The following is a 25,404-nucleotide window of genomic DNA, read 5'->3' on the forward strand; positions in this document are numbered from 1 at the left end:
AGGGCAGGGAGGCTGACGGGACGCCGTGCTGACCTATGCCATCAAACGCATCGGCCTTGCCCTGCTGATCGTCATCGTGGTCATGCTGGCGATGTATGCGATGGTCTTCCTGGTCCCCGGCGACCCGGCCTCGCTCGCTTTGGGCCCCCGCGCCACGCCGGAGCTGAAGCAGGAGCTCATGAGGCGGATGGGCCTCGACCAGCCGCTCTATGTGCAGGTGTGGAATTTCTTCCGCAACGCCGTCACGGGCGACCTCGGTTATGATGTCTGGTCCAGGCGCCCGGTGACCGACATGATCCGCGAGGTCTTTCCTAACACGCTCTTCCTCGGCGCGGTGGCAATGTCGATCGCGCTCGTCGCCGGCATCGGGCTCGGCTGCCTCGCCGTCGTCTGGCAGGGCCGCACCATCGACCGCGTGCTCGCCATCCTCTCGGTCAGCATGATCTCGATCCCGTCCTTCGTGATCGCCATCTATCTCCTCCTTGTCTTCGCGGTGTGGCTTGGCTGGTTCCCCGCCATCGGGGCGGGCGAGGCGGGTGACTGGGGCAGCCAGCTCCGTGCCGTGGTGCTGCCTGCCGCGGCAATCGCCATCACCTGGGTGGGTTATCTCGCGCGCCTCGTGCGCGCCTCCATGCTGGAGGTGATGTCGGCGAACCATTTGCGCACGGCCCGCGCCTTCGGCCTCACCGAGGCCAAGATCGTGCTGCGCTATGCGTTGCGCGTCGCCATCGTGCCGGTCGTCGCCATCGTCGCGGTGGGCTTCGGCTCCATCCTGTCGAGTGCCGTCTTCGTCGAGACGGTATTCTCGCGGCCCGGCATCGGCACGCTCATCACCTCTGCCGTGCAGAAGCGCAATTTCCCCGTGGTCATGGGCTCGGTGCTGTTCATGACGGCCTTCTACCTCACCGTGGTCACCCTCGCCGACCTGCTGATGGCGAAACTCGACCCGCGGGTCCGGGACACGCTCCGTGGCTAGCCGCAGCCGCAATGTCTGGCGCGCGCTGATGGCGGAGCCACTGGGCGTCATGGGCGGCGTGATCGTGCTGAGCTTCGTCGTCATGGCGCTCTTCGCACCCTGGATCGCGCCCTATGATCCGCTCAAGATCGACGTGATGCACAAGTTTTCCGGTCCCAGCCTTGCACACTGGGCCGGCACGGACCAGCTGGGGCGCGATCTCCTCTCGCGCATCATCTATGGCGCGCGCACCGCGCTGGGCGTGGCCATGACGGCGACGGGCGTCGCAGGCCTCGCCGGCATCCTGCTGGGCCTCATCGCGGGCTATGGCCCGCGCTGGCTCGACTCTCTCCTGATCCTCTGCTTCGATTCGATGACCTCGCTGCCGATGATCATGTTCGCTTTGGCGGTCATCACCGTGCTGGGGCCGTCGACCGGCACGCTAATCCTCGTCATCATCCTCGTGTCGATTCCCGGCTATGCCCGTTTCATTCGTGCACAGACATTGAGTCTCGTGCGCAGCGACTTCATCCTGGCCGAGAAGGCGATGAACGCCTCGCACTGGCGCGTCATCCTGCTGCACCTGCTGCCCAATGTGGTGGGCCAGCTGCTGGTGGTGCTCTCCATGGACATTCCGGTGGTCATCATGCTGGAGGCAGGCCTCAGCTACCTCAGCCTCGGCGTCAAGCCGCCCACGCCCTCCTGGGGCAATATCCTTTATGATGGCTATGTCTCGTTGCGCCAGTCGCCGGGCATGGTGATCGTCGCCGGCATCCCGCTGATCCTCGCCACGCTGGGCTTCACCTTCCTCGGCGAGGCGCTGCGCGATGCGCTGGACCCCCGCCTGCAGCTGCGGACGCTCACATGAGTGAAACCCTCCTCAAGGTCGATGATCTCTCCATCGCCTATGCGAGCGAGCAGGGTGCGCTGCAGGCCTTGCGCCATGCCAGCCTCGAGGCGCGCGCCGGCGAGGCGATCGGCATCGTGGGCGAGTCGGGCTGCGGCAAGTCGACGCTTGCCTCCGCCATGATCAACCTGTTGGCCTCCAACGCCCGCGTCACTTCGGGCGGTGTCATCTTCGGCGGGCGCGACATCCTTTCGGTGAGCGGTGAGGAGAAGCGGCGGCTGCGCGGGCGGCACATCGCCATGATCTTCCAGGACCCGATGACCTCCTTCAACCCGGTGCTGACAATCGGCGAGCAGCTCGTCGACTTCCAGGACCAGCGCGAGGGCCTGTCGAAGGGCGAGAAGCGCGCCGAGGCTGCGGCCATGCTGAAGCGCGTGGGCATCCCGGACCCCGAGCGCTGCCTCAGCCGCTTTGTGCACGAGCTCTCGGGCGGTATGCGCCAGCGCGCGGCGATTGCCGCAGCCCTCCTGATGACGCCGGAGGTGCTGGTGGCGGACGAGCCCACCACGGCGCTCGACGTCACCATGGAGGCGCAGATCATTCACCTGCTGCGCGAGCTTCGCCGCGACTACAATGGCGCCATCGTGATCGTCACGCATCACTTAGGCCTGGTGGGCGAGCTCTGCGACCGGGTCTATGTCATGTATGCCGGCGAGGTGGTGGAGGAGGGCTCGACCGAGGAGGTCTATCACAACCCGCGCCACCCCTATACCCAGGCGCTGATCGCCTGCGACCCGGCACATCTCCATGACCATGCGCCGGTGCTGCCCACCATTCCCGGCCGCCTGCCGGACCTGGTGACGCCGCCCATGGGCTGCAGCTTCGCCGGCCGCTGCGCCCGCGCCACCGGCCACTGCCGCAGCGTGGCGCCGGCCCATGTCGAGGTCAGCCCGCGCCACTTCGCACGCTGCCACTTTGCGCAGCGCAATGAGGCGCGGTCATGAGCGCGCTCTACGAGGTCGACAATGTCTCGCTGGACCTGGCCGCGCCTGCCGCCGGGCTGCAGCGCCTGCTGCCGGGCGTTGCCCCGCGCATGACCATCCTCAGCAATCTCTCGCTCTCCGTGGGGCAGGGCGAGATGCTGGGCCTCGTCGGCGAGTCGGGCTCCGGCAAGTCGACGCTGGCGCGCGCGATGATGGGGCTTGTGGACATCACATCGGGCAGCCTCCGCTTCGAGGGCCAGCCGGTGAAGACCCGCTCCGACTTCGTGAAGGTGCGGCAGGGCGCCGCGCTGATGTTCCAGGATGCAGTGGCCTCCTTGAGCCCGCGCCGCAAGGTGGCAGCCCAGGTGGTCGAGCCGTTCCAGATCAACGGCGTGCCGCTGCCCGAGGGGCCCAGCACCGCGACGGCGATGCTGGAGCGTGTGGGCCTCAGCCCCGCACTCGCCCAGCGCTACCCGCATGAGCTCTCCGGCGGCCAGGCCCGGCGCGTCTCGGTGGCGCGTGCGCTGGCACTGAACCCGAAGCTCGTGATCGCCGACGAGCCCACAGCGGGGCTTGACGTTTCGGTGCAGGCCGAGATCCTCAACCTGATGACGGGGCTCCGCCGCGACCTCGGCCTCAGCTTCCTCATCATCACCCACAATCTCGCCGTGGTGCGCCACGTGACGGACCGCGTGGCCGTGCTCTATCTGGGCCGCATGGCGGAGTGGGGGCCGACGCGCGCAGTCTTCAGCCATCCCTATCACCCCTATACCAAGAGCCTTATCGCCGCCGAGCCGCAGGCCGATCCGCGGAAGCGCCGCGCCAACCTCGCACTCAAGGGCGAAATTCCCAGCGTGCTCGCCAGGCCCCCGGGCTGCGAGTTCCACACGCGCTGCCCGATTGCCCGCCCGTGCTGCGCGGCGGAGGAGCCCGCGCCCCGGATGATCACACCGGACCGCATGGTGCGATGCCATTTTGCCGCAGAAACAGAACAACGAATCTCAGGAGGAAGACATGGGACTGAATTGGAGCACTGACCGCCGCGGCCTGCTGAAGGCGGGCGGCGCCTTGTTTGCTGGCCTCGCCGCGCACCCGCATTTCGCCTGGGCGGCGGATGGCGACACGCTGCGGCTGCGCGCCACGGCGGACCTGCAGGTGCTGGACCCCAAGGGCATCATCGGCGAGCTCGATGACGTCATCCCGCGCTGCACGCAGGTGACGCTGGTGCGGCTGGGCGACATGCGCGAGGGCAACCAGATCACGCCTTACGCAGCGAAGGTCTTCGAGTGGAAGGACCCCAAGACCATCGCCTTTACGCTGCATGACTACCTGACTTGGAGCAACGGCTTCGGCCCGGTGACGGCGGAGGACGTGAAGTTCTCCTTCGAGCGCATCAAGGGCTCGGACTCGGCCTGGGCCTACCAGTTCGAGAAGCTCGACAAGGTGGAGGTCATCGACCAGCGCTCGGGCCTCATCCACCTCACCGAGCCGTTCAAGCCCTTTCTCTACATCACGCTGCCCTATTATGGCGGCCACATCGTTTGCAAGGCGGCGGTGGAGAAGGCGGGCGGCAGTTACACCACATCGATTCCTGCCCAATGCGGCCCCTTCCTGCTCGAGAAGTGGGAGCAGAACCAGAAGGTGACGCTGGTGGCGAACCCGGACTGGAAGGGCGAGAAGCCGGCCTTCAGCAAGGTCGAATACTTCATCGTCACCGATGATCAGGCTGCCCTGCTGGCCTATGAGGCGGACTCCTTCGACTATACCAAGCTGGCGCAGAGCTCGGCCAAGCAGATCAAGGCCGACGTGCCGAAGGACTCGAAGCTCATCGAGGCGCGGTCGACGCGCTATGTCTGGCTCACCATCAACATGAATGCCGAGAAGCTGAAGGATCCGGGCGTGCGCCAGGCGATCCAGTATGCCTATGACGGCGACGCGGTGCTGCAGGGCGCCTATGACGGGCTCACCACCCGCTCGACCGGCGTCGTTCAGGCCGACAGCACGTTCTCGCGTGCCGCCAACAAGATCGCCGCGCGCGACGTGGAGAAGGCCAAGGCGCTGCTGGCGGAAGCCGGCGTGTCCAGCCTCGAGCTGAACCTCTATTGCCTCACGGACTCGGTCTCGCAGGCCACCGCGCAGATCATCCAGTCGAGCCTTGCCGAGGCTGGAATCACCGTGAACATCCAGCCGACGGAGGATGCCGCCTACTGGGCGCTGGGCGACAAGACGCAGGGCGACGGCTACAAGAACATCGAGATGGTGCTTATGGATTTCGCCGGTGGCATCGATCCGATCGAGAACCTCGTCTGGTTCCGGCCGGACCAGATCGGAGTCTACAACTGGTCCTTCTTTGACTCGAAGGAATACGAAGATCTCTACCAGAAGGGCCTGGTCGAGCAGGACGACGCCAAGCGCAAGGAAATCTTCAACCGGATGGAAGACCTGATGGAGGATTCGGGCGGCTTCATCTTCATCTGCTTCCGGCCCTTCCTTGCGATCTACCGGTCCGATATCAACCCGGTGATCCTGGCGGACGGCCATCCCGACCCGACGCAGTTCACCAAGGCCTGATCCAGCAGGGGGCGCGGTCTCATCCGCGCCCCTTCCTTCGCTTTCCAGATGACCAAGAAATCAGCCGCACCGAAATTCGAACGCATCCCACCCGGCGAGCGCCGGGCGCTGCTTGTCGAGGCGTCCATCGCCTGCCTTGCCAAGGGCGGGATCCAGGGCTTCACGGTGGACAATATCTGCGCCGAAGCCGGCACCTCGCGCGGGCTTATCACACATCATTTCGGATCGAAGAACGCTCTGCTTGCAGCGGCCTATGCCGCGATCTACGGCAAGTTGCTAGAGAACCTCGACCGCGCCGAGCAAGCGCCTGAGAGCATTGACGGCCTCGTCGGCATGATGTTCGCTGACAGTTTCCTGAGCCGCGATTATCTCAACGTCTGGCTCGCGCTGTGGGGCGAGATCGCGGTGAACCCGGCGCTGCAGCTGGAGCACCGCAAGAATTACGCGCTCTACCGCGAGCGCATCGCGCGGGCGATCTCCGCCTTCGCCCGCGGCAAGGGCGTGACGATTGACAGCTATGATGTTGCCACCATTCTTATCTCCCTGGTCGACGGGCTGTGGCTAGAACAATGCATCGACCAAAGCCTGCTTTCCCTCGACCGCGCCAAGGACCTCTGCCGCCGTACGCTGGCAGCCGTGCTCGCCGCACCCGGCTAGCCGAAGCGGCGGATATAATCCTCGCAGAGCGCGAGACTGCCCTCGGTATAGCCGGCTCCCAAAGATTTCGGAAACTCTGCCTCGATGTGCGAGGCGATCCATGCGACAAGCAGGATGCGGCGGAGCATCACGAAGGTTGGGATCTCCGCCTCGTCTTCTTTCGATAAGGGCAGCACTTTGCGGTAGCCTGCCTTCCAGTGCCCGATCAGATCTGACACCTGCGGCTCGTGCTCATAGAAGGAGACAGGGGTTGCGGCATCATACATGTACCAGCTGAAGCCGCAGTCATCGAAGTCGATGACCTTCAACGTGCTGCCGTCGACCAGCAGGTTGGCGAGGCGCAGGTCGGCGTGAATGAGGCCGAAGCGCTCCGCACCCATGCCATAGGCCGCGAGCCGTCTGGCGATGAGATCGACGGTGCGCTGGAACAGCGCTTGCTTCTCGCGGTCCATGCCAATGCCGTCGCGCCAGCGGCCCCAATGTGGCCGCTCGTCACCCAATGCCGTGTCGAAAGTCCAGCTGTGCCGTGTGAACCAGGAGGGGCGCTGCCATTGCCGCGCATGGATGTGCATGCGCGCGGCGGTCCCGCCCAGAACCTCGAAGGAACCGGCGAGATCATCGCCGATACCTGGCTCGGCGCCCGCCTCCCAGCCAAACAGCACGGCATGGCGCGGCCTGGCCAAGCGGGGGTGCGCGGCGTCCTGGATCAGCGCACCATCGCAACCGGCCACGGGGCTTGGTGTGATGGCCACGCCCTGCCGGCGCAGGTCCACCACCCAGGCAAGCTCCGAGGCGATTGCCTGCTTCGACTGGTAGCCCGCGCGGTGAATGCGCAACGCCCAGCACCGGCCATCGGGGGCGCCGACGCGGTAAGTGGCGTTCTCCGACAGGTTCACGAGCTGTGCCGAGCAACCGCCAGGCAGAACGTAACGCTTCAGCGTCTCCTGGGCCAGCTCTTGCAGGACTGCGAGCTGGTGTTCATGCGAGAGTGTGTTGAAGTCAGTCATTCGCGTTCGCAAGAGGTTGTGGACGTCCACCTGCCAGAAACATCGGCGGGCCGGCAAGTCCCTGCTCCTTCATCCGGTTCCGACGCGTTGCTTATGCCCTTCCGGCGAAGTGGCATCGGGCGCGCGAGCCGCCAGAGGTTACGAAGGCCGGGATCTCGACGCGGCAGAGCTCCTGCGCGATGGGGCAGCGTGGATGAAAGGGGCAGCCCTGAGGAATATTCTCGGGGTTTGGCGGGTCGCCCGTCAGCAGAACATGCGCCTTGCGCTTCGTGGGGTCGATCTCCGGAATGGCGGAGATCAGTGCCTGCGTATAGGGGTGGCGTGGCGCACCGAGCACGGTGTCGGCCGGGCCTTCCTCTACGATGCGGCCCAGATACATCACCGCCACGCGGTCGCTCACATGCTGCACCACCGAGAGGTCATGCGAGATGAAAATGTAGGAGAGCTTGAGCCTGGTCTTGAGATCATCGAGCAGGTTCAGCACCTGCGACTGAATCGACACGTCGAGCGCCGAAACCGGCTCGTCCAGCACCACGAGCTTCGGCTCCAGCGCAATGGCGCGCGCGATGCCGATGCGCTGGCGCTGGCCGCCGGAGAATTCATGCGGGTAGCGCTGGGCTGCAGAAGGGTCGAGCCCGACGAGCGCGATCAGCTCCCTCACCTTCGCCGCGCGCTCCGCCTTGGCGCCGATGCCGTGGATGTCGAGCGGTTCCGCGATGATCTGCGCGATCGTCATGCGCGGATCGAGCGAGGCATAGGGGTCCTGGAACACGATCTGGATGTCACGCCGGCGCTGGCGCATCGCGGACTTGGGCAGCGACACCAGGTCCTCGTCCTCAAACAGCACCTGGCCTTCGGATGGCTCGATCAGGCGCATCAGCATGCGGGCGAGGGTGGACTTGCCGCAGCCGGATTCGCCGACGATGCCCAGCGTCTCGCCGGTTGCCAGCGACAGGCTCACGTCATTGACGGCACGGACGACTCCCTTGCCATCCCGCGATGGGAAGAACTTCGAGATGCCCCGGGCTTCGAGCAGCGCCGTCATGGTATGGGGTTCCAGCAGGCGGCGGCGTCATTGCCTTGTGGAACAAGCGGTGGGGTTTCGGTGCGGCAGCGCTCAAGCGCATTGGAGCATCGCGCGGCGAAGCTGCAGCCCCCTCCACGCGCATCCGGCGGCGGCACGAGGCCGGGAATTGAGGGCAGGCGCTGGCCCTTCTTGGCGCGGCGCGGCGAGGAGTTGAGCAGGCCATAGGTGTAGGGGTGATGCGGCTTCGCAAAGACATTCACCGTGCGGCCGGCTTCGACGATGCGGCCGGCATACATCACTGCGATGGTCTCGCACATCTCGGCCACCATGCCGAGGTCATGGGTGATGAGCAGCACGGCGAGGCCAAGGTCCTTCTGCAGCGTCTTGAGCAGCTCCATGATCTGCGCTTGAATCGTCACGTCCAGCGCGGTCGTCGGCTCGTCGGCGATCAAGAGCTGCGGCTTGCAGATGATGGCGATCGCGATCATCACGCGCTGGCGCAGGCCGCCCGACAGTTCATGCGGATATTGCAGCAGGCGGCGCTCGGCATTGCCGATGCCGACTTGTTTCAGGACCTTGATCACCTCTTCGTCCGCCTGAGCCCGCTTCATGCCACGGTGCAGCATCAGGGGTTCGGCGATTTGCTCGCCGATGCGGAGCGTGGGGTTGAGGCTGGTCATCGGCTCCTGGAACACCATGCCGATGCGGTCGCCCCGGATCTTCTGCATCTCACGCTGCGAGGCGGTGGCCAGATCCTTGCCCTCGAACAGGATCCGGCCCGCGTCGATGCGCGAGGGCGGGCTGGGCAGCAGGCGCATGATGGTTTGCGCCGTAACGCTCTTGCCGCAGCCCGACTCACCCACGAGGCCCAGCGTGTGGCCGGGTTTCAGCTCGAAGGACACATCCTCGGTGACCCGGACAGGCCCCTGCTCCGTGTTGAAGCCGACCGTCAGGCCCTCGACGCGGAGCAGGGCGTGTTCGCTCATTCAAACACGAGGCGCGGGAAGTAGAAGGAGACGACCCAGTTCGGCATGTCCACGACCTCGCTGATGCGCAGATCGCCGCAGACCGAGCACAGCATATAGGCATCGACTGCATTCATGTTGTGGCGCTTCGACAGGAGATCGATCATGCCGGAAACAGCGGCCTTGGCCCCCTCCATGAGATCGGGTCCGATGCCTGTTGTCACCTCGTAGCCTTTCACGTCGAGATGGCGCGACACGGGGCCGGGCGTGGTGAAGCGCGGGAAGGGCAGGTTGGCGTTCTTCACCAGTTCGAACTTGGCCTGCACCGAGCATGGGCTTTCGATGGCGGTGCCGCAGACCTCGCCATCGCCCTGGCAGGCATGGGTGTCGCCGACGCTGAACAACCCGCCCGCCACTTCGACGGGGAGAAAGAGTTCGGTGCCCGCCGCCATGTCGCGGATGTCCATGTTGCCGCCCATGCGGCGCGGCGGCACGACGGAGTGCTGGCCGGCTTCGGCGGGGGCCAGCCCGATGGTGCCGCAGAAGGGCTTCAGCGGCACGCGGCCGCCGGGGCCGAACATGGCGGGCGCCAGGCTCGCCGCGTCGTATTTCCAGATGTGAAGGGCGGGGTCCTTGAACTGGCCGGCAAGCAGGCCGAAGCCCGGGATATTGGCGGTCCAGCCCCAGCCCGAGGGCGCGAAGTCGAGCAGCGTCACCTTGATCGCATCGCCGGGCTCAGCACCCTCGATGAAGACGGGCCCCGCGACGGGGTTCACCTTGCCGAAGTCGAGTGCCACAAGATCGGCGAGCGTCGACCTCGCATTGAGCTGGCCGCCGGAGGAGTCGACCGGGTGGAATTCCACCGTCTCGCCGGGTGCGATGCGGATGACGGGCGGGTTGTCGCGGTTCCAGCCGAAGTGGCACTGGTGGTCGTGGATCGTGTGGTTGCAGATGTGCTTGGTCATAGTGCCCTCAATAACAATGCTCCCTTCCCCGAGGGGGAAGGGAGCATGCCCGGTTTGATCAGCCTACTGAGCGTCCTTGGCGTAGATATAGTCGTAGTTCACCGGGATATGGATCGGGTCGGTGAAGAGCGCCGGGTCGCCGCCGAGGCGGTCCGAGTGATAAGTGAAGCGCTTCTCGTTGAAGACCGGGGCCCAGGCCGCTTCCTTGGTCACGTCGTCGAAGATCGCCTTCCACTCGGAGATGCGGGCGTCCTTCTGGTCGTCCTTCACCATGGAGTCGGCCTTGGCGGCACGTTCGTCGAGCGCCTTGTTGCAGTAGCGCGACCAGTTCCAGCCGCCTTCCACCGCACCCGCGCAGCCGAGGATGCCGTAGTAGAAGTTGGCCGGATCCGGGAAGTCGGCGATCCAGGCCATGCCGCCCGACCACACCATCGGCGCCTTGCCGGAACCACCGGCGGCGATGACTTCCGCCTGGGCGAGCGAGCGGATCTCGGCCTTGATGCCCACCGCCGCAAGGTCCTGCTGGATCGCCTGGGCGATGCGGGGGTTGGGGTCGACGTTCATCACATAGAGCTCGGTGTTGATCTCGCCCACGCCCGCCTCGGCGAGAAGCTTCTTCGCGCCCTCGGGGTCATAAGCGAAGCCCTTGTTGTCCGGATTGTAGCCGGGCATGGCGGGCGGCAGCGGCTGGTTGGCCGGCGCCGCGCGATTGTTGATGAGGCGGACGATCCGGTCCTTGTTGATCGCCATGTTCACCGCCTGGCGCACCTTGATGTTGTCGAAGGGGGGCTGGGTGACATTCATGGTGACGTAGCCGGTCTGCAGCTGGTCACCCACCACAATCAGGTCTTTGTTGGCAGGGTCTGCCGTCAGCTCGGCGAATTGCGCGGGCGGAATGCCGTCGCCCACGATGTCGATCTCGCCCTTCTTAAGGCGCAGCACGGCGACCGTCGGGTCCTGTCCGAACTCGAAGGTGATGGCATCGAGGTACGGCGTGTTGGGCTTGTAATAGTCCTTGTTGCGCTCGAGCTTGATCGACTGGCCCGGCACCCATTCGACGAACTTGAAGGCGCCGGTGCCCACGGGATTCTTGCCCCAGTCGGCCCCTGCCTTCTCGACTTCTTCCTTCGGGACGACATAGCCGAAGTTGATGGCCATCAGGTGCAGGAAGGTGGCGTCAGGACGGGTGAGCTTGAAGATCACCGTCTTGTCGTCGGGCGTCTCGATGCCCGACAGCGTGGTGGCCTTGCCGCCGGCAACGTCGTCATAACCGGCGATCATGCCGAAGTAGCCGCCGCCCGGGCTCTGCGTTGCCGGGTTGACCGCGCGCTCGAAGGAATACTTGACGTCGGAGGAGGTCATGGGCCGGCCGTTGTGGAATTTCACGCCGTCGCGCAGCGTGAAGGTGTAGGTGAGGCCGTCGTCCGACACGGTGTAGCTCTCTGCGAGGTCGGGCTCGAGCTCGGTGGTGCCGGGTTTGTAGTCCATCAGCCCGTCGAAGATCGACTTGATGACCGACCAGTTCTGCCAGTCATAGCCCACCTGTGGGTCGAGCGTGGTGAGGTCATTGTTGAAGGTGATGATGGCTTGGCCGCCCTGCTTGGGGGCATCCGCCATGGCAAGCGGCGCCGCCGCCATGAGGGTGAGGGCCGCAACGGCCGAAAACAGCAGTTTCTTCATCGAGCTTCTCCCTGTTTGTCGTCAATTGTTCGTGTACGTCAGTTCAGCGCAAGCGGATGCGCGGGTCAATCAGCGGCGACACGAGGTCGGCAATGAGGTTGCCGAGCACGATGAAGCAGGCCGCCACGATTGTGACCCCCATGATTACCGGGATGTCCAGTGACTGGATGGCCTGCCACATCAGCTGCCCGATGCCGGGCCAGCCGAAGACGTTTTCCACAACCACGACGCCCGACATGAAGATGCCGACGTCGAGGCCGATCATCGCCACGATGGGCAGGATGGCGTTACGGAACCCGTGCTTCATGACGACCCGCCACTCGCTCATGCCCTTGGCCCGCGCCGTGCGGATATAGTCGTTGCGCAGTACCTCGATCATAGAGGAGCGCATCATGCGCGAATACCAGCCGCCGCCGGCGAGCCCCAGCGTGAGCGCGGGGAGGATGAGGTTCGAGATCTTGCCGTAGCCGCCCAGCGGGAACCAGTTCCACAGGTAAGCAAAGAGATAGAGCAGGGTGAGGCCCAGCACGAATTGCGGGGTGGAGACCGAGAGGAAGGAGAGCGTCATCGCCGCTTTGTCGCCGAAGCGGCCGCGGCGGGTGGCGGCATAGATGCCGGCGGGAAGGCCGATCATCAGCTCTGCGATGATGGCGCCGAGCATCAGCAGCAGCGTGGGCGGCAGGCGCGAGGCGACGAGCGGCGCCACTTCCGATTTCCGCGCATAGGAAATGCCAAGGTCGCCGGTGACGAGGCGGCCGAGATAACGCGCGTATTGCTCCGGTATGGGTTTGTCAAGGCCGAGCTGCACACGGATCTGCTCGCGCATCTGCGGGGTGGAGTTGCGGCCCGCGATCATCGTCACGGGGTCCGCCGGGATCATGAAGGTCAGCCCGAAGGTGACGATCGAGACGCCGAGCAGGATGAGAACGGAGGCGGCGAGGCGCTTGGCGAGGTACCTGAGCATCAGCCCCTCCCGCGCTGGGTGGGATCCAACGCGTCGCGCAACCCGTCGCCCACCAGGTTGAAGGCCAGCGCCAGGATCAGGATTGCGGCGCCGGGAATGAATACGAGCCATGGCGCATTGAGGAAGTAGGACTGGCTCTCGAAGATCATCATGCCCCAGGCCGGTGTGGGCGGCTGCACGCCGCGGCCCAGGAAGGACAGCATCGCTTCGAGCAGAACCGTGGTCGCGATGCCGAGTGTCGCATAGACGATGACGGTGGGAATGAGATGCGGCAGCAGGTGGCGGAGCAGGATGCGCAGGTTTCCGGCGCCCAGGGCGCGCGCCGCCTCGATGTATTCGCGCTCCGACAGCGCCACGGTCTCGGTGTAGATGACGCGTGCGATCTGTACCCAGTTCACTAGTGCGATGACGAGGATGACGATGTTGAGCCCGGGCTTCAGGATGGCGGCGAGTGCGATGGCCAGCAGCAGCGGCGGGAAGGCCATCATCAGGTCAGTGAGACGCATGATGGCCGCACCCGTCCAGCCGCGCAAGTATCCCGCAACGAGGCCGAGGGCGGCGCCAACTGCCACAGCAATGCCATTGGCCACGATGCCGATCAGCAGCGAGGTCCGCGCGCCGTAGAGAAGGCGCGAAAACTGGTCGCGGCCATTGGTGTCGGTGCCGAACCAGAAGCGCCAGCTGGGCGGAAGCGGTGAGCCTTCGAGCGTCAGCCCGTCGAAGAACTGCTCGGATGGGTTATAGGGGGCTATCACCGGCGCGAAGATTGCGGCCATGGCGAAAACAACGATAGTGACCAGCCCGGCCATCGCCAGCCTGTCGCAGTGGAAGCGCTTCCACGTATCGCCCATGAACCACCCTCGCCCGACTTGAAAAAAAGAGGCCGGTTTTTCCGGCAAAACCGTGGGCGTGGCAAGGGCTTGGGCTCGCCGCCTCCCGGGGGGGGGGGGTGAATTGCGGTTACCGGCAACGCGGCCAACCCACCCTTCAGGAACAGTGCCAGACGCCAAGGACCTGCGGCGCCATCATCATGCCGATATCATTCACGCGGCATGTCCGTGCGCTGGTGAATAACGGCGTTCTTGTCGGCGAAGACGCGCGTCCAGCCCGGGAGCTTGTCGAGCATCTTGGTGCGCGGGTCGGCTGGCGGAAAAAGTGTCCAGCGCATGTCATATTTCTGGAGAACGTCAACGAGACTCTTTTCGTCCTTTTCCGACGCTTCGAACGCTTTGGAAATCTCTCCTACGAAGAGCTGATCCGACCGGCCGTCGATGAAGGTGGGAATGTCATGGAAGATGAGAGAGCCGCCAAGATTATAGTGATTGAAAACATGTCCGCTCAGTCCGAACGACTTGGCATAGGCAATGGCGGTGTTGACCGAGACCTTTTCCGGCGGCGCTGACTTCAAGACCCAAAGCTGCAGCCCGAGCAAGACCGCAATCGCTCCGCAAAGGCCCGTCATGATAGGCCGGAATGCATCATGCATGCGCCGCTCGAGCCCTTCCCGCCGCTCGCTGCGCCAGTATTCCGCGGACAAGCGGTGAAACTGCCGGGCAATCGCCGGCGCCGTCACCAGCGCGAGAACGGGAAAGAAAAAGAATGCATAGCGAACATGAGCCATGTACTGGTAGCAGAGAAACGTGACGAAAAAAGCCCGTGCCCATCCGAGCCGGAAACCGGATGCCAAAGCCGCGAAAATCGACCCGAAGATCAATGCGGCGTGAATGATGTCTTCCTGGGCGTTGAATGGCATCCACTCCAGCACCATCAGGGTGCCTTCACTGGGGCGAAACACCCATAGCGTGGCCATCATGGCGCGGTAGGAATAAGGGTGCAGCAGCGTAACGGCAGGGCAGAGCGCCAAAAACGCCAGCCAGGTCCATAGCGCCTTTTTTTTCGCCCAGCCGCCATTTTCAAGAAAGTCGAGAAAGGCAAAGAAGGCGATCACAAATCCCATGGTGAAAGCCGCGTGCAAGTTCGCCCAGACAACGATAACCGGGAGGAGCAGGAAGCTGGGCGCCCTCGCCGTCGATGACCACTTGAACAGAAAATGTGTCCAGATCACCAGGAGCGGCAATGTCAGCAGGTGTGGCCTGATTGTGAAGGTGATGCTTGTTGCAAGAAGTGCCGCAAGAGCGATCGATCCTGCGAGAGGCGGCCTGAGAGAAGCGGACAGCGACCAATAGAGAAGCGCCGCCGCCGCCCCGACCGAGACGACGGCTGCTGTAACAACCGCATTCCAGCCTCCGAGCTGGAAGATGGCCGCGTAGATGAGCTGCGACAGCCACTCCTTTGCCATCCAAGGGTGACCGGCAAAGGTGTATGAATACATGTCGGTCGACGGAACTGCCCGGTGTTGCAACATCCAGAGCCCCGTCTTGATGTGCCAGAAGAGGTCTCCCTCGCCGAGCGTATTCTCGCGTCTGTCGATCATAATGGCCGCGTATACCAGCAGCACGGTGGCGGCAATGACCAGGCGGACGCTCTGATCGGGCGAGCGATTGTGGTGCGCCACTGCAATTGGCCGGTCAGTCATTGTCTTCCGAATCCTGATGTTCAGCATACACCAACTGAAAACAGCTGTTTTGTCAATTTTATCCGAAGGTTCGTGCAGCCTTGCGGTGGATGCTTCGCCAACACACCAGCGCTTTGCCGGACGATTTTGGACTCGCTGCTGCAACGGACGAACCGGCTCAAGGTGCGCTTGCGCAGGCAATAGAGGCTTTGCCGCAAATGTGGGCCTCATTTTGCTTGTTACGAGCTTAAGCTTAAGCCCATGATCTGGTTTGTGTTCTTTTCAGTTCATTTGACCCGACCGGACCACGCGGCAGCCCCTCGCACCCGGTCGAGGCTTTGAATGGTGCTCACGGTGTGGTCTGTATGTGTCACGGCACTGCCGGGAGGAACGCTGCGCGTCAGCCATACATTGCCTCCAATGATCGAGCCGGCGCCGATGGTGATGCGGCCGAGAATACTGGCGCCGCCATGCACGATCACGCGATCTTCAATAATCGGGTGACGGAGCAGCCGCCGGGCTGACGCGTTTGGCGGCTGCGCTTCGCTCTCGCCCAGTGTGACGCCCTGATGCAGGCAGACGTTTTCGCCAATCACCGCTGTCTCCCCGACCGTCACGCCCATGCCGCGGCTGATGAAAAAGCCGCGGCCGATCCTGGCGCCGGGATGAATGTCGATGCCCGTTGTCGCACGGGCCAGTGCTGCGATGATGCGCGCCACGAAGCGTGCGCCCAGCCTGTACAGGGCATGAGCAAGGCGATGGTGGATAATGGCGCGCGAGCTGGGATAGCAGATCAGCACCTCCGCGAGGCTTTCGGCAGATGCATCGTGGCGTTGCGCCGCCTTGAGGTCGCTCACCAACAGGGCGCGTATCGGCGGCAGCTGACGTGCAAGTCCATGGACGGTCTTTTCGGCGCGGTGCTGGGCCTCCGCCGGCGAAAGGCCGCTCCGTTCGAACTGCAGGCCACGCGCCACCTGATCTGCCAGACGGGCAAGGGAGGTCGACAGCGTGTTGGTGACGAAGAGATCGATGCTCTCATGGTTTAATCCATGCGGCCCGAGATGGATGGGGAAGAGCGACATGACGATCCCGTCCAGCGCCTCAGCGATCGCGGAGGCCGAGGGCGCCTCCGTTACCTTTCCGCCGAGGCGGATATTGTGCGCGACATCGCGGGAGTGGCGAAGCTCCGCGACAACCGCCGCAAGCCCGAATGCCTGGGGCCTGGGCCGCTGGGGCCGCAAGGTTTCGATCTTGGCTGACATTGTTGCGTTTCTTTCGCGCTAGTCGCGTGGACTGCGTCTGTCAATCCCGCCGTCCGGATCGCGGGTCAACGGACGTTCGATGATGTTTACATCGATGAATTCGCAGCGCGCCGCACCGCGGCGTTCGGGCCCCGATGCGTCGCTCCGGAAAGCGCGCTCAACGGCGGTTTCGCACCGCGCGAGCAGACCCGACATCAGCGCGTGGAGCGTCATCGCCGCGCCGCTTCATGCCACTGCAAGCCGGAGCGGTTCCTCGTGCCCGGCTTCATTGCGCAACCAGTCGATGAAGAAGGAGACCTTGGGCAGGTTGAGCTTGGCGCGCGGCGCGACGATGTAATAGGCGAAATCGACCTTCACCGCGGAGGAGAAGGGCTGGATCAGCCGTCCCTGCCGCAGGTCACGCGCGGCGAGCGCGGTTTTGGCGAGGGCGACGCCGCGCCCGAGCACGGCGGCTTCGATCACCATACTGGATTGGTTGAAGCGCGGGCCGCGCGCGGCATCGATATTGCGGGCGCCGGCCGCACTCAGCCACATCTCCCAATTAGGGCAGGACGGGTCATTGTCCGGGCTGTCGTCATGCAACAGGGTTGCCTCCACGAGGTCGCCCGGGGCGTGGAAAGGCCCGTATTCCTTGAGATATTCCGGGCTGCAGACGGGAATGACGCTTTCCGCCAGCAGGCGTTCCACCGAGAGATCGGAATAGCGCCCGGCGCCATAGCGGATAGCGATGTCGGTTCCGTCCTTTACGAAGTCGGTGATCTGCATGGAAGCAGAGACGTGGACGTCGATCTCGGCGTGGGCGCGCTGAAAGCTCTCAAGCCGGGGGAGCAGCCACTTGGACGCGAAGGAGGGCGCGACGCTGACCGACAAAACGCCAGCTTCCCCAAGCGAATCAATGGCATCCATGGCGGCGCAAAGGCGGGTGAAGCCCTCGCGCAGGTCGCGCAGGCCGGCCGCCCCGGCATCCGTCAGCGCGAGGCCGCGGCCATTGCGGACGAAGACGGGGAGGCCCACGTGATCCTCCAGCAGCCGGATCTGGTGACTGACGGCAGCGGGCGTTACCCGCAGCTCTTGCGCCGCCTGCGAAATGCTCATGTGGCGGGCGGCGACCTCGAAGGCACGGAGCGCGTTGAGGGGCGGGAGTTGGCGTCTCATGTCAATACCCTATTTAATCGGTAGAAATTAATAGCATTGAAATGCGGTGCTGGCAAGCCCGTTGATTGTCAAATTTTATCATATATTTAGGAGATTTCTGCAGGTTTGATCGAGATCAATGCTGCGCTGCAGCAAAATAGAAGACCGGTCTCGTGAACCGATCAGCCGAGCTGGCTTTTCGTGTAGTAGGGCAACTGCTCGACGCGCGGGGAATAGCTGCCGCCGGCAGTCACCTTTGCGACATGAGCGATGATGTGCTCGAGCGGCGCGAACCATACGTTCCTGGTCTTCAAAATCTGCTCAAGCCATTGATCCACAAGGCGCCAGCGGGCCAGTCGGCCGGTTAAGAATGGGTGCCAGATGCCGATCCAAAATCCGCCTGCCTCATATTGCGCATCGAACTCCTCCCAGAAGGCCTTGAGGCCCTCGGAAGGGGCTTTCACCGGCATCATGTAGCCGATCTCGGCGTAGTGGGCGAAGGGCGGCCAGTCGTCGGCGCCCCAATGGACCGGGGCCTCCCAGAGCTCGCCGGAAGGCGTCTTCATCAGGTAAGGGATGTCGTCCGCCATGAGCGAGGAGTCATACTGGAAGCCGTGCTCGACGAGCAGTTCGATGACCTGCTGGGTGACATTGTAAACGGGTGCGCGGTAGCCGCGCGGCTTGCGGCCGATGCGTTTTTGATGAATTTCGGTTGCTGTTTCGAATGCTTTTTGTTGCTGTTCGCCACGCGTGTCGACGGGGTCCTCGTGCAACAATCCGTGATGCCCGATCTCATGCCCGTCACGCAAAATGGAATCGATCGCAGCAGGGTATTGTTCGATGCACCAGGCGGGGATGAAGAAGGACTGTTTCAGGCCGAGGCGGCGATAGGTGTCGAGGATGCGCGGCACGGCCACCGTTGGCCCGTAGCGGCCCATGGAGATCGGATAGAGCCGGTCGTGCCCATCTTTTGGGCGGGAAATGTGGATGAGCGAATCTGCGTCCATGTCGAAGGTGATGGCGCAGGCGCAGCGGGCGCCATTGGGCCAGGGGATGGGATTGCGGATCATGGGCATCAGCCCTTGAGAATATGCGCGTGAGACGGATCGAAGGAGAGGAAGAGCTGCTGGCCCGGCTCGCGCGGGATTCCCTCCAGCAGGCGCTCCTGCACCTGGACCTTGACCTCAGCACCGCCCGGCGCTTCGAAGAACAGGGTGACCATGGAGCCCACGAACTCCTCCGAGATGAGCTGCGCGGCGAAAACATTCTGCGCGGCGGGCTTCGCCGTGGAAATCGACACGACGTCGGCGGCGACGACGAAGCTGACATTTTCGCCCGGCTTCGCCTTGCCACCGAGCGTGAAGGCGCCGGCTGCCGTGTCGACATTGCCGGCGGCATTCACGGTGCCCGCGAAGATATTGTTGCGGCCGACGAACTCCGCAACAAAGCGCGAGGCGGGGGTGCGGTAGATGTCGCGCGCCGGGCCGATCTGCGCGATCTCGCCCCTGGACATGATGACCACGCGGTCGGCCATGGCGAAGGCCTCCGACTGGGAATGCGTGACATAGACGAAGGTGATGCCGAGCTCGCGCTGCAGCTTGGTGAGCACGCCTTGCATGCGGATGACGAGATGGGCATCGAGGGCGGAGAGCGGCTCGTCTAGCAGCAGGATCTTCGGCTCCGTCACGAGGGCGCGGGCCAGCGCCACGCGCTGGCGCTGGCCGCCCGACAGCGAGTTCACGTCGCGCTCGGCGAATTCGCCGATGCCGAGACGCTCCAGCCAGTCGAGCGCCTTTCTGGCGCGCGTTGGCTTGTCGAGCCCGCGCATCTTGAGGCCGAACTCGACATTCTCGCGCGCGTTGAGGAAAGGGAACAGGGCGAGCGACTGCCAGACCATGGGCGTGCCGCGCTCATGCGGCTTGACGTTGACGAGGGACTTTCCGGCAAGGCGGATGTCGCCCTCGGTCGGCTGCTCAAGGCCCGCCAGCATGCGGAGCGTGGTGGTTTTGCCGCAGCCCGAGGGGCCCATGAAAGCGAGGAACTCGCCTTCGCGGATCTCGAAGTTCATGCGCTTCACCGCTTCGAAAGCGCCGAAGCGCTTCACGACATTGTCGAAGACGACGAGGGGTTCGGCCATCAGGCGGCATCCGGCTTTCTGGCGGGCCTCAGGACGAGCACCTGCGCAATGACGACGAGGGTGATTGAGACGAAGAACACGGCGGTGCCGATGGCATTGACCTGCGGATCGATGTTGCCGGTGACGATTTCCAGGATGACGACCGGCACCGTCTTGTTGAGGCCGGAGACGAACCAGGCGACCGCGAACTCGTCGAACGAGACGGCCGCCGTGAGGCAGAGGCTGGCGATGATCGAGGGAAGCGTGAAGGGAATGACGACGGACTTCATGGTCACCCATTCCGACGCGCCGAGGTTCCAGGCAGCGGGCTCCAGGTTCGGGTCCATCTGGTTGAGCCTGAGCCTGATCACCGCCATGGCGAAGGGCGCGCAGAGCACGGTGTGCGCGATGATAATGGAAATCGTCATGCCGGAGGCATTGAACATCGACAGCCAGCCCAGCATGGCCAGCGCCAGAATGATGAGAGGGATCGTCGGCGGCAGCAGGGCCAGCACAAGAAAAGCCGTCTTGCCGAAGAAGTCGTAGCGGTAGTCGGTATAGGCCGCCGAAAAGCCAATGGCGGTGGCCAGCACTGCGGTGACCGATGACACGAGGAGGCTTCTCAGCGCCGCATCCCAGGCCTCCGGATTGCTGAAGGCCTTCGCATACCAGGCGGTGGTGAAGGAGCCGAGCGGAATCGTGGGGAAGCGGTCCGAATTGAAGGAGAAGACGAGGCTCGCGACGATCGGCGCGAAGACGAAGAGGAAGACAAGCGCCGTGTAGAGCGCCAGCAGCCATCGGAGGAGGCGTCCGGTTTTCATTTGCCGCGCTTCCTGTAGGCGAAGCCGATGGCGGTGAAGGCCACGGCCAGCAGGGTGGCGATCATCATGATGGCGACGACGGCGGCGCGCGGCCATTGCTGGCCCGACTTCGAGGTGTCGACGATCATGATCGAGAGGGTGGGGGGCTTGGAACCGCCGAGATAATAGGGCGACACGAAATCGCCGAAGGACAGGATGAAGCAGAATACGGCGGCGACCACGAGGCCGGTCTTCGCCAACGGCGCCACGACCGTGAAGACAGCGCGCAAGCGTCCGCAACCAAGATTGTGCGCGGCCTCGACAAGGCGTTTGTCGATATTGGCAAGCGAGAAGGTCTGCAGGATCACGGCGAGCGGCAGGCAGAGCACGAGATAGCCCACCATGGTGCCGAACTGGGTGTTCAGCATCTGCCACGGCCCGAGGCCGAGATAGGAAATCGCTGCATTGACGACGCCTTGCTGGGCGAGGATCACCTGCCAGGCGAAGACGCGAACGAGGTAGCTGGTGAAGAAGGGGATGACGAGGAAGAAGATGGCCCAACGGCGGAGCCGTTCGCTGGCTTTGAAGGCAAGGAAGTAGCTTGCCGGGAAGGCGGCGATGCTGGTGATGAAGGTGGCGAGCACGGCGAGCCAGAGCGTGTAGGCATAGGCGTCCCAGAAAAAGCCTTTGGAGAGCATGCGCGACCAGTTTGAGAACTGGAAGGCGGCTTCCATGCGGTAGTTCTTCACCAGGAAGAAGGACATGGCAAGCATGAAAAGCAGCGGGCCCACGAAGAACAGACCCTGCCAGACGATCAATGGCATGCGCCAGGCGATCGCGTAATAGTCGGGCTTGGCAGGTCGACTCTCGGCCATGTGGGGATCAGCGGGAAAGGATGCCCGGGACAAGCCCGGGCATGATGAGATTTCGGGAGACGCCCAGCGTCAACTCGGGTGGGGTGAGGTCAGTTTGCGTGCGTCCGCAGTTTGTCATTAACGTCAGTCTCTCACTTCCATCATGGCCGCTCCATCATGGCCGCGCTTGTCCCGGCCATCCCTTGCGGGGTCGAAGAGGAAAAGGATGCCCGGGACAAGCCCGGGCATGATGAGCGGAGGCGTTAGGACGCGTTTTTGTATTCCTGCCAGAACTCGTTCCAGTCCTCGAGGCTCTGCTGCTGGGGCACGTTGCGGTAGTGGACGCGGCCATCCTTGATGAGCGTAATCGGGTCGTTCGGCATGCCGTCGACCTGGCCGGTGCGCTTGGCTTCCTTGGGGTCCACCTCGTTGAGCTTGGCGCGGCCGCCCTTGGTGACGCAGAAGGCCGGGTAGGCCAGCATGCGGGCCGAGTGCACTTGGCCATCGGGCGAGAGCATGTACTGGATGAACTTCTTCGCCATGTCCGCCTTCTGCGTGCCCTTGCCGATCGACCAGGACTCGGTGAACTGAATTCCGCCTTCCTTCGGCACCACCGACTTCACCGGCGCGCCGTCACGCTCCAGCACGCCCGTGATCCAGTCGCCGATTCCGGCCATGGCCATCATCTCATTGTTCTTGAGGCCGTTGAAAGTGCCGCCGTAGTCGAAGAAACCGCCGACCTGGGGCCTGAGCGACATGGTGGTTTCCTGGATCTTCTTCCAGCCGGCCTCGTCCTGGTCCCACAGCTTGGGCCCATTGCCGTTGGTGAGGCTCATCTGGCCGAGGTTGGGCAAGTGCCAGTCGAAGTGGCCGAGCTTGCCCTTGATCTCCGGCTTCCAGAACACCTTGTAGCTCTGCGCCTCCTCATCCGAGATGGCGGTGGTGTTGTAGCTGACGCCGAGGTGGCCGAAGCGCACCATCATGGAATAGAGCTTGCCGTCCTTCCAGTGGCCGGGGAACTGCCTGAAGTCGGCATAGAGCATGTCGTCGAAGGGATAATCCGCCGGGTTCAGCTCTTCGATGTAGCCCGCGGCATTGAGCTGCTGCACGAACTCGGCATCCGACAGGATGACATCATAGGTGCCTGGCGGCGACTGGGCGATCAGCGCCATCATGTTGTCGCCGCCCGCGTAGTACTTGGGCTTGAACTTTACATTGTTGGCGGCTTCGAATTCGCCCACCACGTCCGGCTCGCCATGGCCGTACCAGGCGAGCATGTTGATTTCCACCGTCTCGGCCCAGGCACGGCTGACGAAGGGCGTGCAGAGCGCGGTGGTGGCGGCCGCGCCATATTTCAGTACGTCGCGGCGCGATGGCTTGAGAACATTGGGCTTGAGGATGTTGGGCATGCGTCTTTTCTCCCTAGGAGCCGGAGGATGGCCGGCGGTTTGTTTCCCACTCCTGACCGCGCATGCCATCATGTCTTGCTGCCGAGGTCCAGCGCGTCGTGAAGGAGGCTAATCCTCAATCGGGCATGCGGGAAATTTATGCTGCTAATGCATGCATGAGGCCTGCTTATCGGGCGGCGGATGCCCTGGCGGGCGCAGGCTCGGCCGCCTCGTCCATCCGCGCAATGAGCGAATCGACCAGCATCAGGCCTGCGCCCGAGAGCCGCTGGTGCTTGTAGAAGAGCCCGATGTGAATGGGCTCCATGGCCGGAAAACCCTCGCGGGAAGCAAGAACGCGCATGTCCGGCAGCAGCGTCTTGCGGGTGAGCGCGGTGACGCCCATGCCGGCGCTGACGGCGCGCTGCAGCCCGCCGATGTCGGGCGTCGTATAGGCAATGCGCCAGCCGCGGCCTTCGGCGCGGAGCGCCGCCGTCATGCGGCGGCGGTATTCGCAGCCCTCCGGGTGGGTGACGAGCGGCACGGCGCTCGGCTTGTTCAAAGGAAAATCCTTCGCCACGGCCCAGATTGGCCGCTCCTCCCAGCTCCTCACCAGATAGGGGTTCCGGTCGCGGGCAAGCAGAGCAATGACGATGTCGAGCCCGTCGGCATGCAGCAGGTCGAGCAGCTTGCGCGAGAGATCGCAGGTGATCGACAGCGTGACCTTGGCCTGTTCGCCGGCGAAATCGACGATCGACTCCTGCAGGAAGGCCACCGAGAAATCGGTGGGAAGGCCGACGCGGAGCTGGCCCTTGGCGGAGCGGCCCTTGAGCTGGGCCACCGCCTCGTCGTTGAGCCTGAGCAGCTGGCGGGCGTAGACGGCCAGCGCCTCGCCCTCCTCGGTGAGCTTCAGCTCGCGGCCCTCATGCGACAGGAGCTTGGCATCCAGCAGCTCTTCGAGCCGCTTCATCTGCAGCGAGATTGCAGGCTGGGTGCGGCCCAACGCATCGGCCGCGCGGGTGTAGCCGCCCAAGTCGATGACGCTGACGAAGGCCCTGAGCAAGTCGGTGGGAAGGTTGATGGCCCGCATAGCCGCTCCTTATGCAGGCATCATCATTATAAATTTCCGTAATTCGCACAAGACCGTAGTTTTCGGCGCCATGACACGCCATGAGTTCCGAAAGCTGTTCAAGAGCGCAGGGCCAGCGGTGCTGCCGGTGATCCACGTGACGGATGCGCCCCAAGCGGAGCGCAATGTGCGCATCCTCGCCGGGGAGGGCGCGCCCGGCTGCTTCCTGATCAACCACGATTTCGGCGTCGAGCCCTTCCTGCCGGTCATCGCGCATGTGCGGGCGAAGTTTCCCGCACTGTGGATGGGCGTCAATTTCCTGGCGGTGACGGGCAAGGATGCCTTCCCCGTGCTGGGCAAGCTGAAGCGCGACGGCGTGCCGGTCGACGGCTACTGGGCGGATGATGCGCGCATCGACGAGCGCCGTGCGGCGGACGGCCAGGTGGAGGCGCAGGAGATTGCCGCGGCGCTCGCTGCGTCAGGCTGGAGCGGGCTTTACACCGGCGGCACCTGCTTCAAGAAGCAGCGCGAGGTGGCGCCCGAGCATTATGCCTATTCCGCCATGCTGGCCACCGGCTTCATGGATGCGGTGTGCACCTCCGGCGCCGCCACCGGCCAGGCGGTGGATGTCTCGAAGATCAAGACCTTCCGCCGCGCCATCGGCGATCATGCGCTGACGCTCGCGTCCGGCATCACGCCGGAGAATGCGCATCTCTACATGGACGACGTCGACGGCTTCATGGTGGCGACCGGCATCAACCGCGACGGCGATTTCTACAACATCGAGCCTTCGAGGCTCGCCCGCCTTCTGAAACTCACCCGCACATATGGAGCCCAGTCATGAGCGCAGTCCAGAGCCGCAGCACCGCCGACGCCAAGGGCCCGCGCGACGACCGCTGGTACCTCAACCTCATGGCGCCCAACACCAAGGGCCCGAAATTCGCCTGGCTGGACCCGACGTCCATCTACATCAATGGTGCGGCCTTCCATGACCTGCTCGACGATCTGATGGCGGACTTGCACGGGCTAACCATCGACGTGGTCGGCGGGCTCGACGCCATGGGCTTCGTGCTGGGCTCGGCGCTCGCCACCAGGCTCGGTGTCGGCTTCCTGCCGATCCGCAAGGCGGGCAAGCTGTGCGTCGACACCGATAAGGTGAGCTTTTCCAACTATTCCGGCCGCACCCAGGAGATGGAGATGCGGCTTCCGGCCTTCGGCAAGGGCACCAAGGTGCTGCTGGCCGACCAGTGGGTGGAAACGGGCGGCACCATGGATGGCGCCATCCGCCTCGTCGAGCGGCAGGGCGGCACGGTCGCCGGCATTGCGGCTGTGGCCATCGAGGAGAACGCGGCGACCGATGCCTATCGCCAGAAGTACCGTTGCGTATCGGGTGTCGTTCAGGGCAGCCGCTGGCAAAAGGAATGCAACGCGCAGAAGCTCGAGAGCTTCACGCGCTACAGGCCGGAGCTGGTGTTCCCCGCGATCCGCTGAAGGACCCGCCCCGCCGGCCTGTCGATAGCTAATTAACTTGTCCGGTTTTGGTAGCACATCAAATGTCCGCTTCTTGTCTTTTGTTCTCCTGTGGGACTGTGGGCAAGGCGGAGCCTTGTCCACATTTCCACAGGTGTTGCGGCTGAGCGGATTTAAG

General features: G+C 64.0%; 24 protein-coding genes. 8 read left to right on the forward strand and 16 right to left on the reverse strand.

Annotated features, from left to right (window positions below; genetic code table 11):
• The first annotated feature begins 25 nt into the window (after positions 1 to 25).
• From IOC82_RS07350 to IOC82_RS07375, 6 genes are read left to right on the forward strand one after another with little or no spacing between them, the layout of a single operon-like run.
• A complete protein-coding gene (locus IOC82_RS07350) occupies positions 26 to 976 on the forward strand; it encodes an ABC transporter permease (protein WP_290545532.1) in 951 nt (316 codons plus the stop codon).
• Positions 969 to 1,823, forward strand: a complete 855-nt coding sequence (locus IOC82_RS07355; RefSeq protein WP_290545533.1) for an ABC transporter permease — start codon at positions 969 to 971, stop codon at positions 1,821 to 1,823. The genes IOC82_RS07350 and IOC82_RS07355 overlap by 8 nt, the downstream gene beginning before the upstream one ends.
• Positions 1,820 to 2,806 carry an ABC transporter ATP-binding protein gene (locus tag IOC82_RS07360; protein ID WP_290545534.1) on the forward strand — a complete coding sequence of 329 codons (987 nt, stop codon included), beginning with the start codon at positions 1,820 to 1,822 and terminating at the stop codon, positions 2,804 to 2,806. The genes IOC82_RS07355 and IOC82_RS07360 overlap by 4 nt, the downstream gene beginning before the upstream one ends.
• Positions 2,803 to 3,822 (forward strand): ABC transporter ATP-binding protein, encoded by a 1,020-nt coding sequence (locus IOC82_RS07365; protein ID WP_290545535.1) that lies wholly within the window; start codon positions 2,803 to 2,805, stop codon positions 3,820 to 3,822. The genes IOC82_RS07360 and IOC82_RS07365 overlap by 4 nt, the downstream gene beginning before the upstream one ends.
• Positions 3,800 to 5,356 carry an ABC transporter substrate-binding protein gene (locus IOC82_RS07370; RefSeq protein WP_290545536.1) on the forward strand — a complete coding sequence of 519 codons (1,557 nt, stop codon included), beginning with the start codon at positions 3,800 to 3,802 and terminating at the stop codon, positions 5,354 to 5,356. The genes IOC82_RS07365 and IOC82_RS07370 overlap by 23 nt, the downstream gene beginning before the upstream one ends.
• Before the next feature lie 48 nt (positions 5,357 to 5,404).
• On the forward strand, positions 5,405 to 6,013 hold the full coding sequence (locus tag IOC82_RS07375; RefSeq protein ID WP_290545537.1) for a TetR/AcrR family transcriptional regulator: 609 nt from the start codon (positions 5,405 to 5,407) through the stop codon (positions 6,011 to 6,013).
• Here the strand turns inward: IOC82_RS07375 and IOC82_RS07380 are convergent.
• From IOC82_RS07380 to IOC82_RS07455, 16 genes are all read right to left on the reverse strand, one after another.
• Positions 6,010 to 7,020 (reverse strand): phosphotransferase, encoded by a 1,011-nt coding sequence (locus IOC82_RS07380; protein ID WP_290545538.1) that lies wholly within the window; start codon positions 7,018 to 7,020, stop codon positions 6,010 to 6,012. The two genes, IOC82_RS07375 and IOC82_RS07380, sit on opposite strands and share 4 nt — an antisense overlap.
• A gap of 91 nt (positions 7,021 to 7,111) precedes the next feature.
• Positions 7,112 to 8,065, reverse strand: a complete 954-nt coding sequence (locus IOC82_RS07385) for an oligopeptide/dipeptide ABC transporter ATP-binding protein (RefSeq protein WP_290545539.1) — start codon at positions 8,063 to 8,065, stop codon at positions 7,112 to 7,114.
• Positions 8,062 to 9,033 (reverse strand): ABC transporter ATP-binding protein, encoded by a 972-nt coding sequence (locus tag IOC82_RS07390; protein WP_290545540.1) that lies wholly within the window; start codon positions 9,031 to 9,033, stop codon positions 8,062 to 8,064. Before IOC82_RS07390 ends, IOC82_RS07385 begins: the two co-directional genes overlap by 4 nt.
• Entirely contained in the window at positions 9,030 to 9,977 is a 948-nt protein-coding gene (locus IOC82_RS07395; protein ID WP_290545541.1) for an acetamidase/formamidase family protein, read from the reverse strand. The genes IOC82_RS07390 and IOC82_RS07395 overlap by 4 nt, the downstream gene beginning before the upstream one ends.
• Positions 9,978 to 10,040: 63 nt before the next feature.
• Positions 10,041 to 11,657: an ABC transporter substrate-binding protein gene (locus IOC82_RS07400; RefSeq protein ID WP_290545542.1), complete on the reverse strand. Its 1,617-nt coding sequence runs from the start codon at positions 11,655 to 11,657 to the stop codon at positions 10,041 to 10,043.
• A 43-nt stretch (positions 11,658 to 11,700) separates the two neighbouring features.
• Positions 11,701 to 12,621 carry an ABC transporter permease gene (locus tag IOC82_RS07405; protein ID WP_290545543.1) on the reverse strand — a complete coding sequence of 307 codons (921 nt, stop codon included), beginning with the start codon at positions 12,619 to 12,621 and terminating at the stop codon, positions 11,701 to 11,703.
• Complete coding sequence (locus IOC82_RS07410; RefSeq protein WP_290545544.1) at positions 12,621 to 13,472, reverse strand: ABC transporter permease; 852 nt, start codon at positions 13,470 to 13,472, stop codon at positions 12,621 to 12,623. The genes IOC82_RS07405 and IOC82_RS07410 overlap by 1 nt, the downstream gene beginning before the upstream one ends.
• Before the next feature lie 188 nt (positions 13,473 to 13,660).
• Entirely contained in the window at positions 13,661 to 15,157 is a 1,497-nt protein-coding gene (locus IOC82_RS07415; protein ID WP_290545545.1) for a hypothetical protein, read from the reverse strand.
• A 266-nt stretch (positions 15,158 to 15,423) separates the two neighbouring features.
• Positions 15,424 to 16,398 carry a serine O-acetyltransferase EpsC gene (epsC, locus tag IOC82_RS07420; RefSeq protein WP_290545546.1) on the reverse strand — a complete coding sequence of 325 codons (975 nt, stop codon included), beginning with the start codon at positions 16,396 to 16,398 and terminating at the stop codon, positions 15,424 to 15,426.
• A 225-nt stretch (positions 16,399 to 16,623) separates the two neighbouring features.
• Positions 16,624 to 17,553 carry a transcriptional regulator GcvA gene (gcvA, locus tag IOC82_RS07425; protein ID WP_290545547.1) on the reverse strand — a complete coding sequence of 310 codons (930 nt, stop codon included), beginning with the start codon at positions 17,551 to 17,553 and terminating at the stop codon, positions 16,624 to 16,626.
• A gap of 161 nt (positions 17,554 to 17,714) precedes the next feature.
• Positions 17,715 to 18,539 carry a polysaccharide deacetylase family protein gene (locus tag IOC82_RS07430; RefSeq protein ID WP_290545548.1) on the reverse strand — a complete coding sequence of 275 codons (825 nt, stop codon included), beginning with the start codon at positions 18,537 to 18,539 and terminating at the stop codon, positions 17,715 to 17,717.
• A 68-nt stretch (positions 18,540 to 18,607) separates the two neighbouring features.
• Positions 18,608 to 19,669: an ABC transporter ATP-binding protein gene (locus tag IOC82_RS07435; protein WP_290545549.1), complete on the reverse strand. Its 1,062-nt coding sequence runs from the start codon at positions 19,667 to 19,669 to the stop codon at positions 18,608 to 18,610.
• Positions 19,669 to 20,469 (reverse strand): ABC transporter permease, encoded by an 801-nt coding sequence (locus IOC82_RS07440; RefSeq protein WP_290545550.1) that lies wholly within the window; start codon positions 20,467 to 20,469, stop codon positions 19,669 to 19,671. The genes IOC82_RS07435 and IOC82_RS07440 overlap by 1 nt, the downstream gene beginning before the upstream one ends.
• On the reverse strand, positions 20,466 to 21,323 hold the full coding sequence (locus IOC82_RS07445) for an ABC transporter permease (RefSeq protein ID WP_290545551.1): 858 nt from the start codon (positions 21,321 to 21,323) through the stop codon (positions 20,466 to 20,468). Before IOC82_RS07445 ends, IOC82_RS07440 begins: the two co-directional genes overlap by 4 nt.
• A gap of 242 nt (positions 21,324 to 21,565) precedes the next feature.
• Complete coding sequence (locus tag IOC82_RS07450; RefSeq protein WP_290545552.1) at positions 21,566 to 22,711, reverse strand: spermidine/putrescine ABC transporter substrate-binding protein; 1,146 nt, start codon at positions 22,709 to 22,711, stop codon at positions 21,566 to 21,568.
• Between the two features lie 166 nt (positions 22,712 to 22,877).
• The gene (locus IOC82_RS07455) at positions 22,878 to 23,777 is read right to left on the reverse strand and encodes a LysR substrate-binding domain-containing protein (RefSeq protein ID WP_290545553.1); all 900 of its coding nucleotides are present in this window, start codon (positions 23,775 to 23,777) and stop codon (positions 22,878 to 22,880) included.
• Positions 23,778 to 23,847: 70 nt separating this feature from the next.
• Here IOC82_RS07455 and IOC82_RS07460 point away from each other — a divergent pair, with 70 nt between their 5' ends.
• Both IOC82_RS07460 and IOC82_RS07465 read left to right on the forward strand, forming a co-directional pair.
• On the forward strand, positions 23,848 to 24,600 hold the full coding sequence (locus IOC82_RS07460) for a BtpA/SgcQ family protein (protein ID WP_290545554.1): 753 nt from the start codon (positions 23,848 to 23,850) through the stop codon (positions 24,598 to 24,600).
• Positions 24,597 to 25,247, forward strand: coding sequence for a phosphoribosyltransferase family protein (locus IOC82_RS07465; RefSeq protein WP_290545555.1), 651 nt, complete (start codon positions 24,597 to 24,599; stop codon positions 25,245 to 25,247). The genes IOC82_RS07460 and IOC82_RS07465 overlap by 4 nt, the downstream gene beginning before the upstream one ends.
• Positions 25,248 to 25,404: the final 157 nt, after the last annotated feature.

This window comes from Aestuariivirga sp., assembly GCF_020252395.1.
GTDB lineage: Bacteria > Pseudomonadota > Alphaproteobacteria > Rhizobiales > Aestuariivirgaceae > Aestuariivirga.

Coding starts and splice junctions, on each gene's coding strand:
- IOC82_RS07360 (WP_290545534.1), top strand. CDS start 1,820: ATGAGTGAAACCCTCCTCAAGGTCGATGATCTCTCCATCGCCTATGCG.
- IOC82_RS07365 (WP_290545535.1), top strand. CDS start 2,803: ATGAGCGCGCTCTACGAGGTCGACAATGTCTCGCTGGACCTGGCCGCG.
- IOC82_RS07370 (WP_290545536.1), top strand. CDS start 3,800: ATGGGACTGAATTGGAGCACTGACCGCCGCGGCCTGCTGAAGGCGGGC.
- IOC82_RS07375 (WP_290545537.1), top strand. CDS start 5,405: ATGACCAAGAAATCAGCCGCACCGAAATTCGAACGCATCCCACCCGGC.
- IOC82_RS07380 (WP_290545538.1), bottom strand. CDS start 7,020: ATGACTGACTTCAACACACTCTCGCATGAACACCAGCTCGCAGTCCTG.
- IOC82_RS07385 (WP_290545539.1), bottom strand. CDS start 8,065: ATGACGGCGCTGCTCGAAGCCCGGGGCATCTCGAAGTTCTTCCCATCG.
- IOC82_RS07390 (WP_290545540.1), bottom strand. CDS start 9,033: ATGAGCGAACACGCCCTGCTCCGCGTCGAGGGCCTGACGGTCGGCTTC.
- IOC82_RS07395 (WP_290545541.1), bottom strand. CDS start 9,977: ATGACCAAGCACATCTGCAACCACACGATCCACGACCACCAGTGCCAC.
- IOC82_RS07400 (WP_290545542.1), bottom strand. CDS start 11,657: ATGAAGAAACTGCTGTTTTCGGCCGTTGCGGCCCTCACCCTCATGGCG.
- IOC82_RS07405 (WP_290545543.1), bottom strand. CDS start 12,621: ATGCTCAGGTACCTCGCCAAGCGCCTCGCCGCCTCCGTTCTCATCCTG.
- IOC82_RS07410 (WP_290545544.1), bottom strand. CDS start 13,472: ATGGGCGATACGTGGAAGCGCTTCCACTGCGACAGGCTGGCGATGGCC.
- IOC82_RS07415 (WP_290545545.1), bottom strand. CDS start 15,157: ATGACTGACCGGCCAATTGCAGTGGCGCACCACAATCGCTCGCCCGAT.
- epsC (WP_290545546.1), bottom strand. CDS start 16,398: ATGTCAGCCAAGATCGAAACCTTGCGGCCCCAGCGGCCCAGGCCCCAG.
- gcvA (WP_290545547.1), bottom strand. CDS start 17,553: ATGAGACGCCAACTCCCGCCCCTCAACGCGCTCCGTGCCTTCGAGGTC.
- IOC82_RS07430 (WP_290545548.1), bottom strand. CDS start 18,539: ATGGACGCAGATTCGCTCATCCACATTTCCCGCCCAAAAGATGGGCAC.
- IOC82_RS07435 (WP_290545549.1), bottom strand. CDS start 19,669: ATGGCCGAACCCCTCGTCGTCTTCGACAATGTCGTGAAGCGCTTCGGC.
- IOC82_RS07440 (WP_290545550.1), bottom strand. CDS start 20,469: ATGAAAACCGGACGCCTCCTCCGATGGCTGCTGGCGCTCTACACGGCG.
- IOC82_RS07445 (WP_290545551.1), bottom strand. CDS start 21,323: ATGGCCGAGAGTCGACCTGCCAAGCCCGACTATTACGCGATCGCCTGG.
- IOC82_RS07450 (WP_290545552.1), bottom strand. CDS start 22,711: ATGCCCAACATCCTCAAGCCCAATGTTCTCAAGCCATCGCGCCGCGAC.
- IOC82_RS07455 (WP_290545553.1), bottom strand. CDS start 23,777: ATGCGGGCCATCAACCTTCCCACCGACTTGCTCAGGGCCTTCGTCAGC.
- IOC82_RS07460 (WP_290545554.1), top strand. CDS start 23,848: ATGACACGCCATGAGTTCCGAAAGCTGTTCAAGAGCGCAGGGCCAGCG.
- IOC82_RS07465 (WP_290545555.1), top strand. CDS start 24,597: ATGAGCGCAGTCCAGAGCCGCAGCACCGCCGACGCCAAGGGCCCGCGC.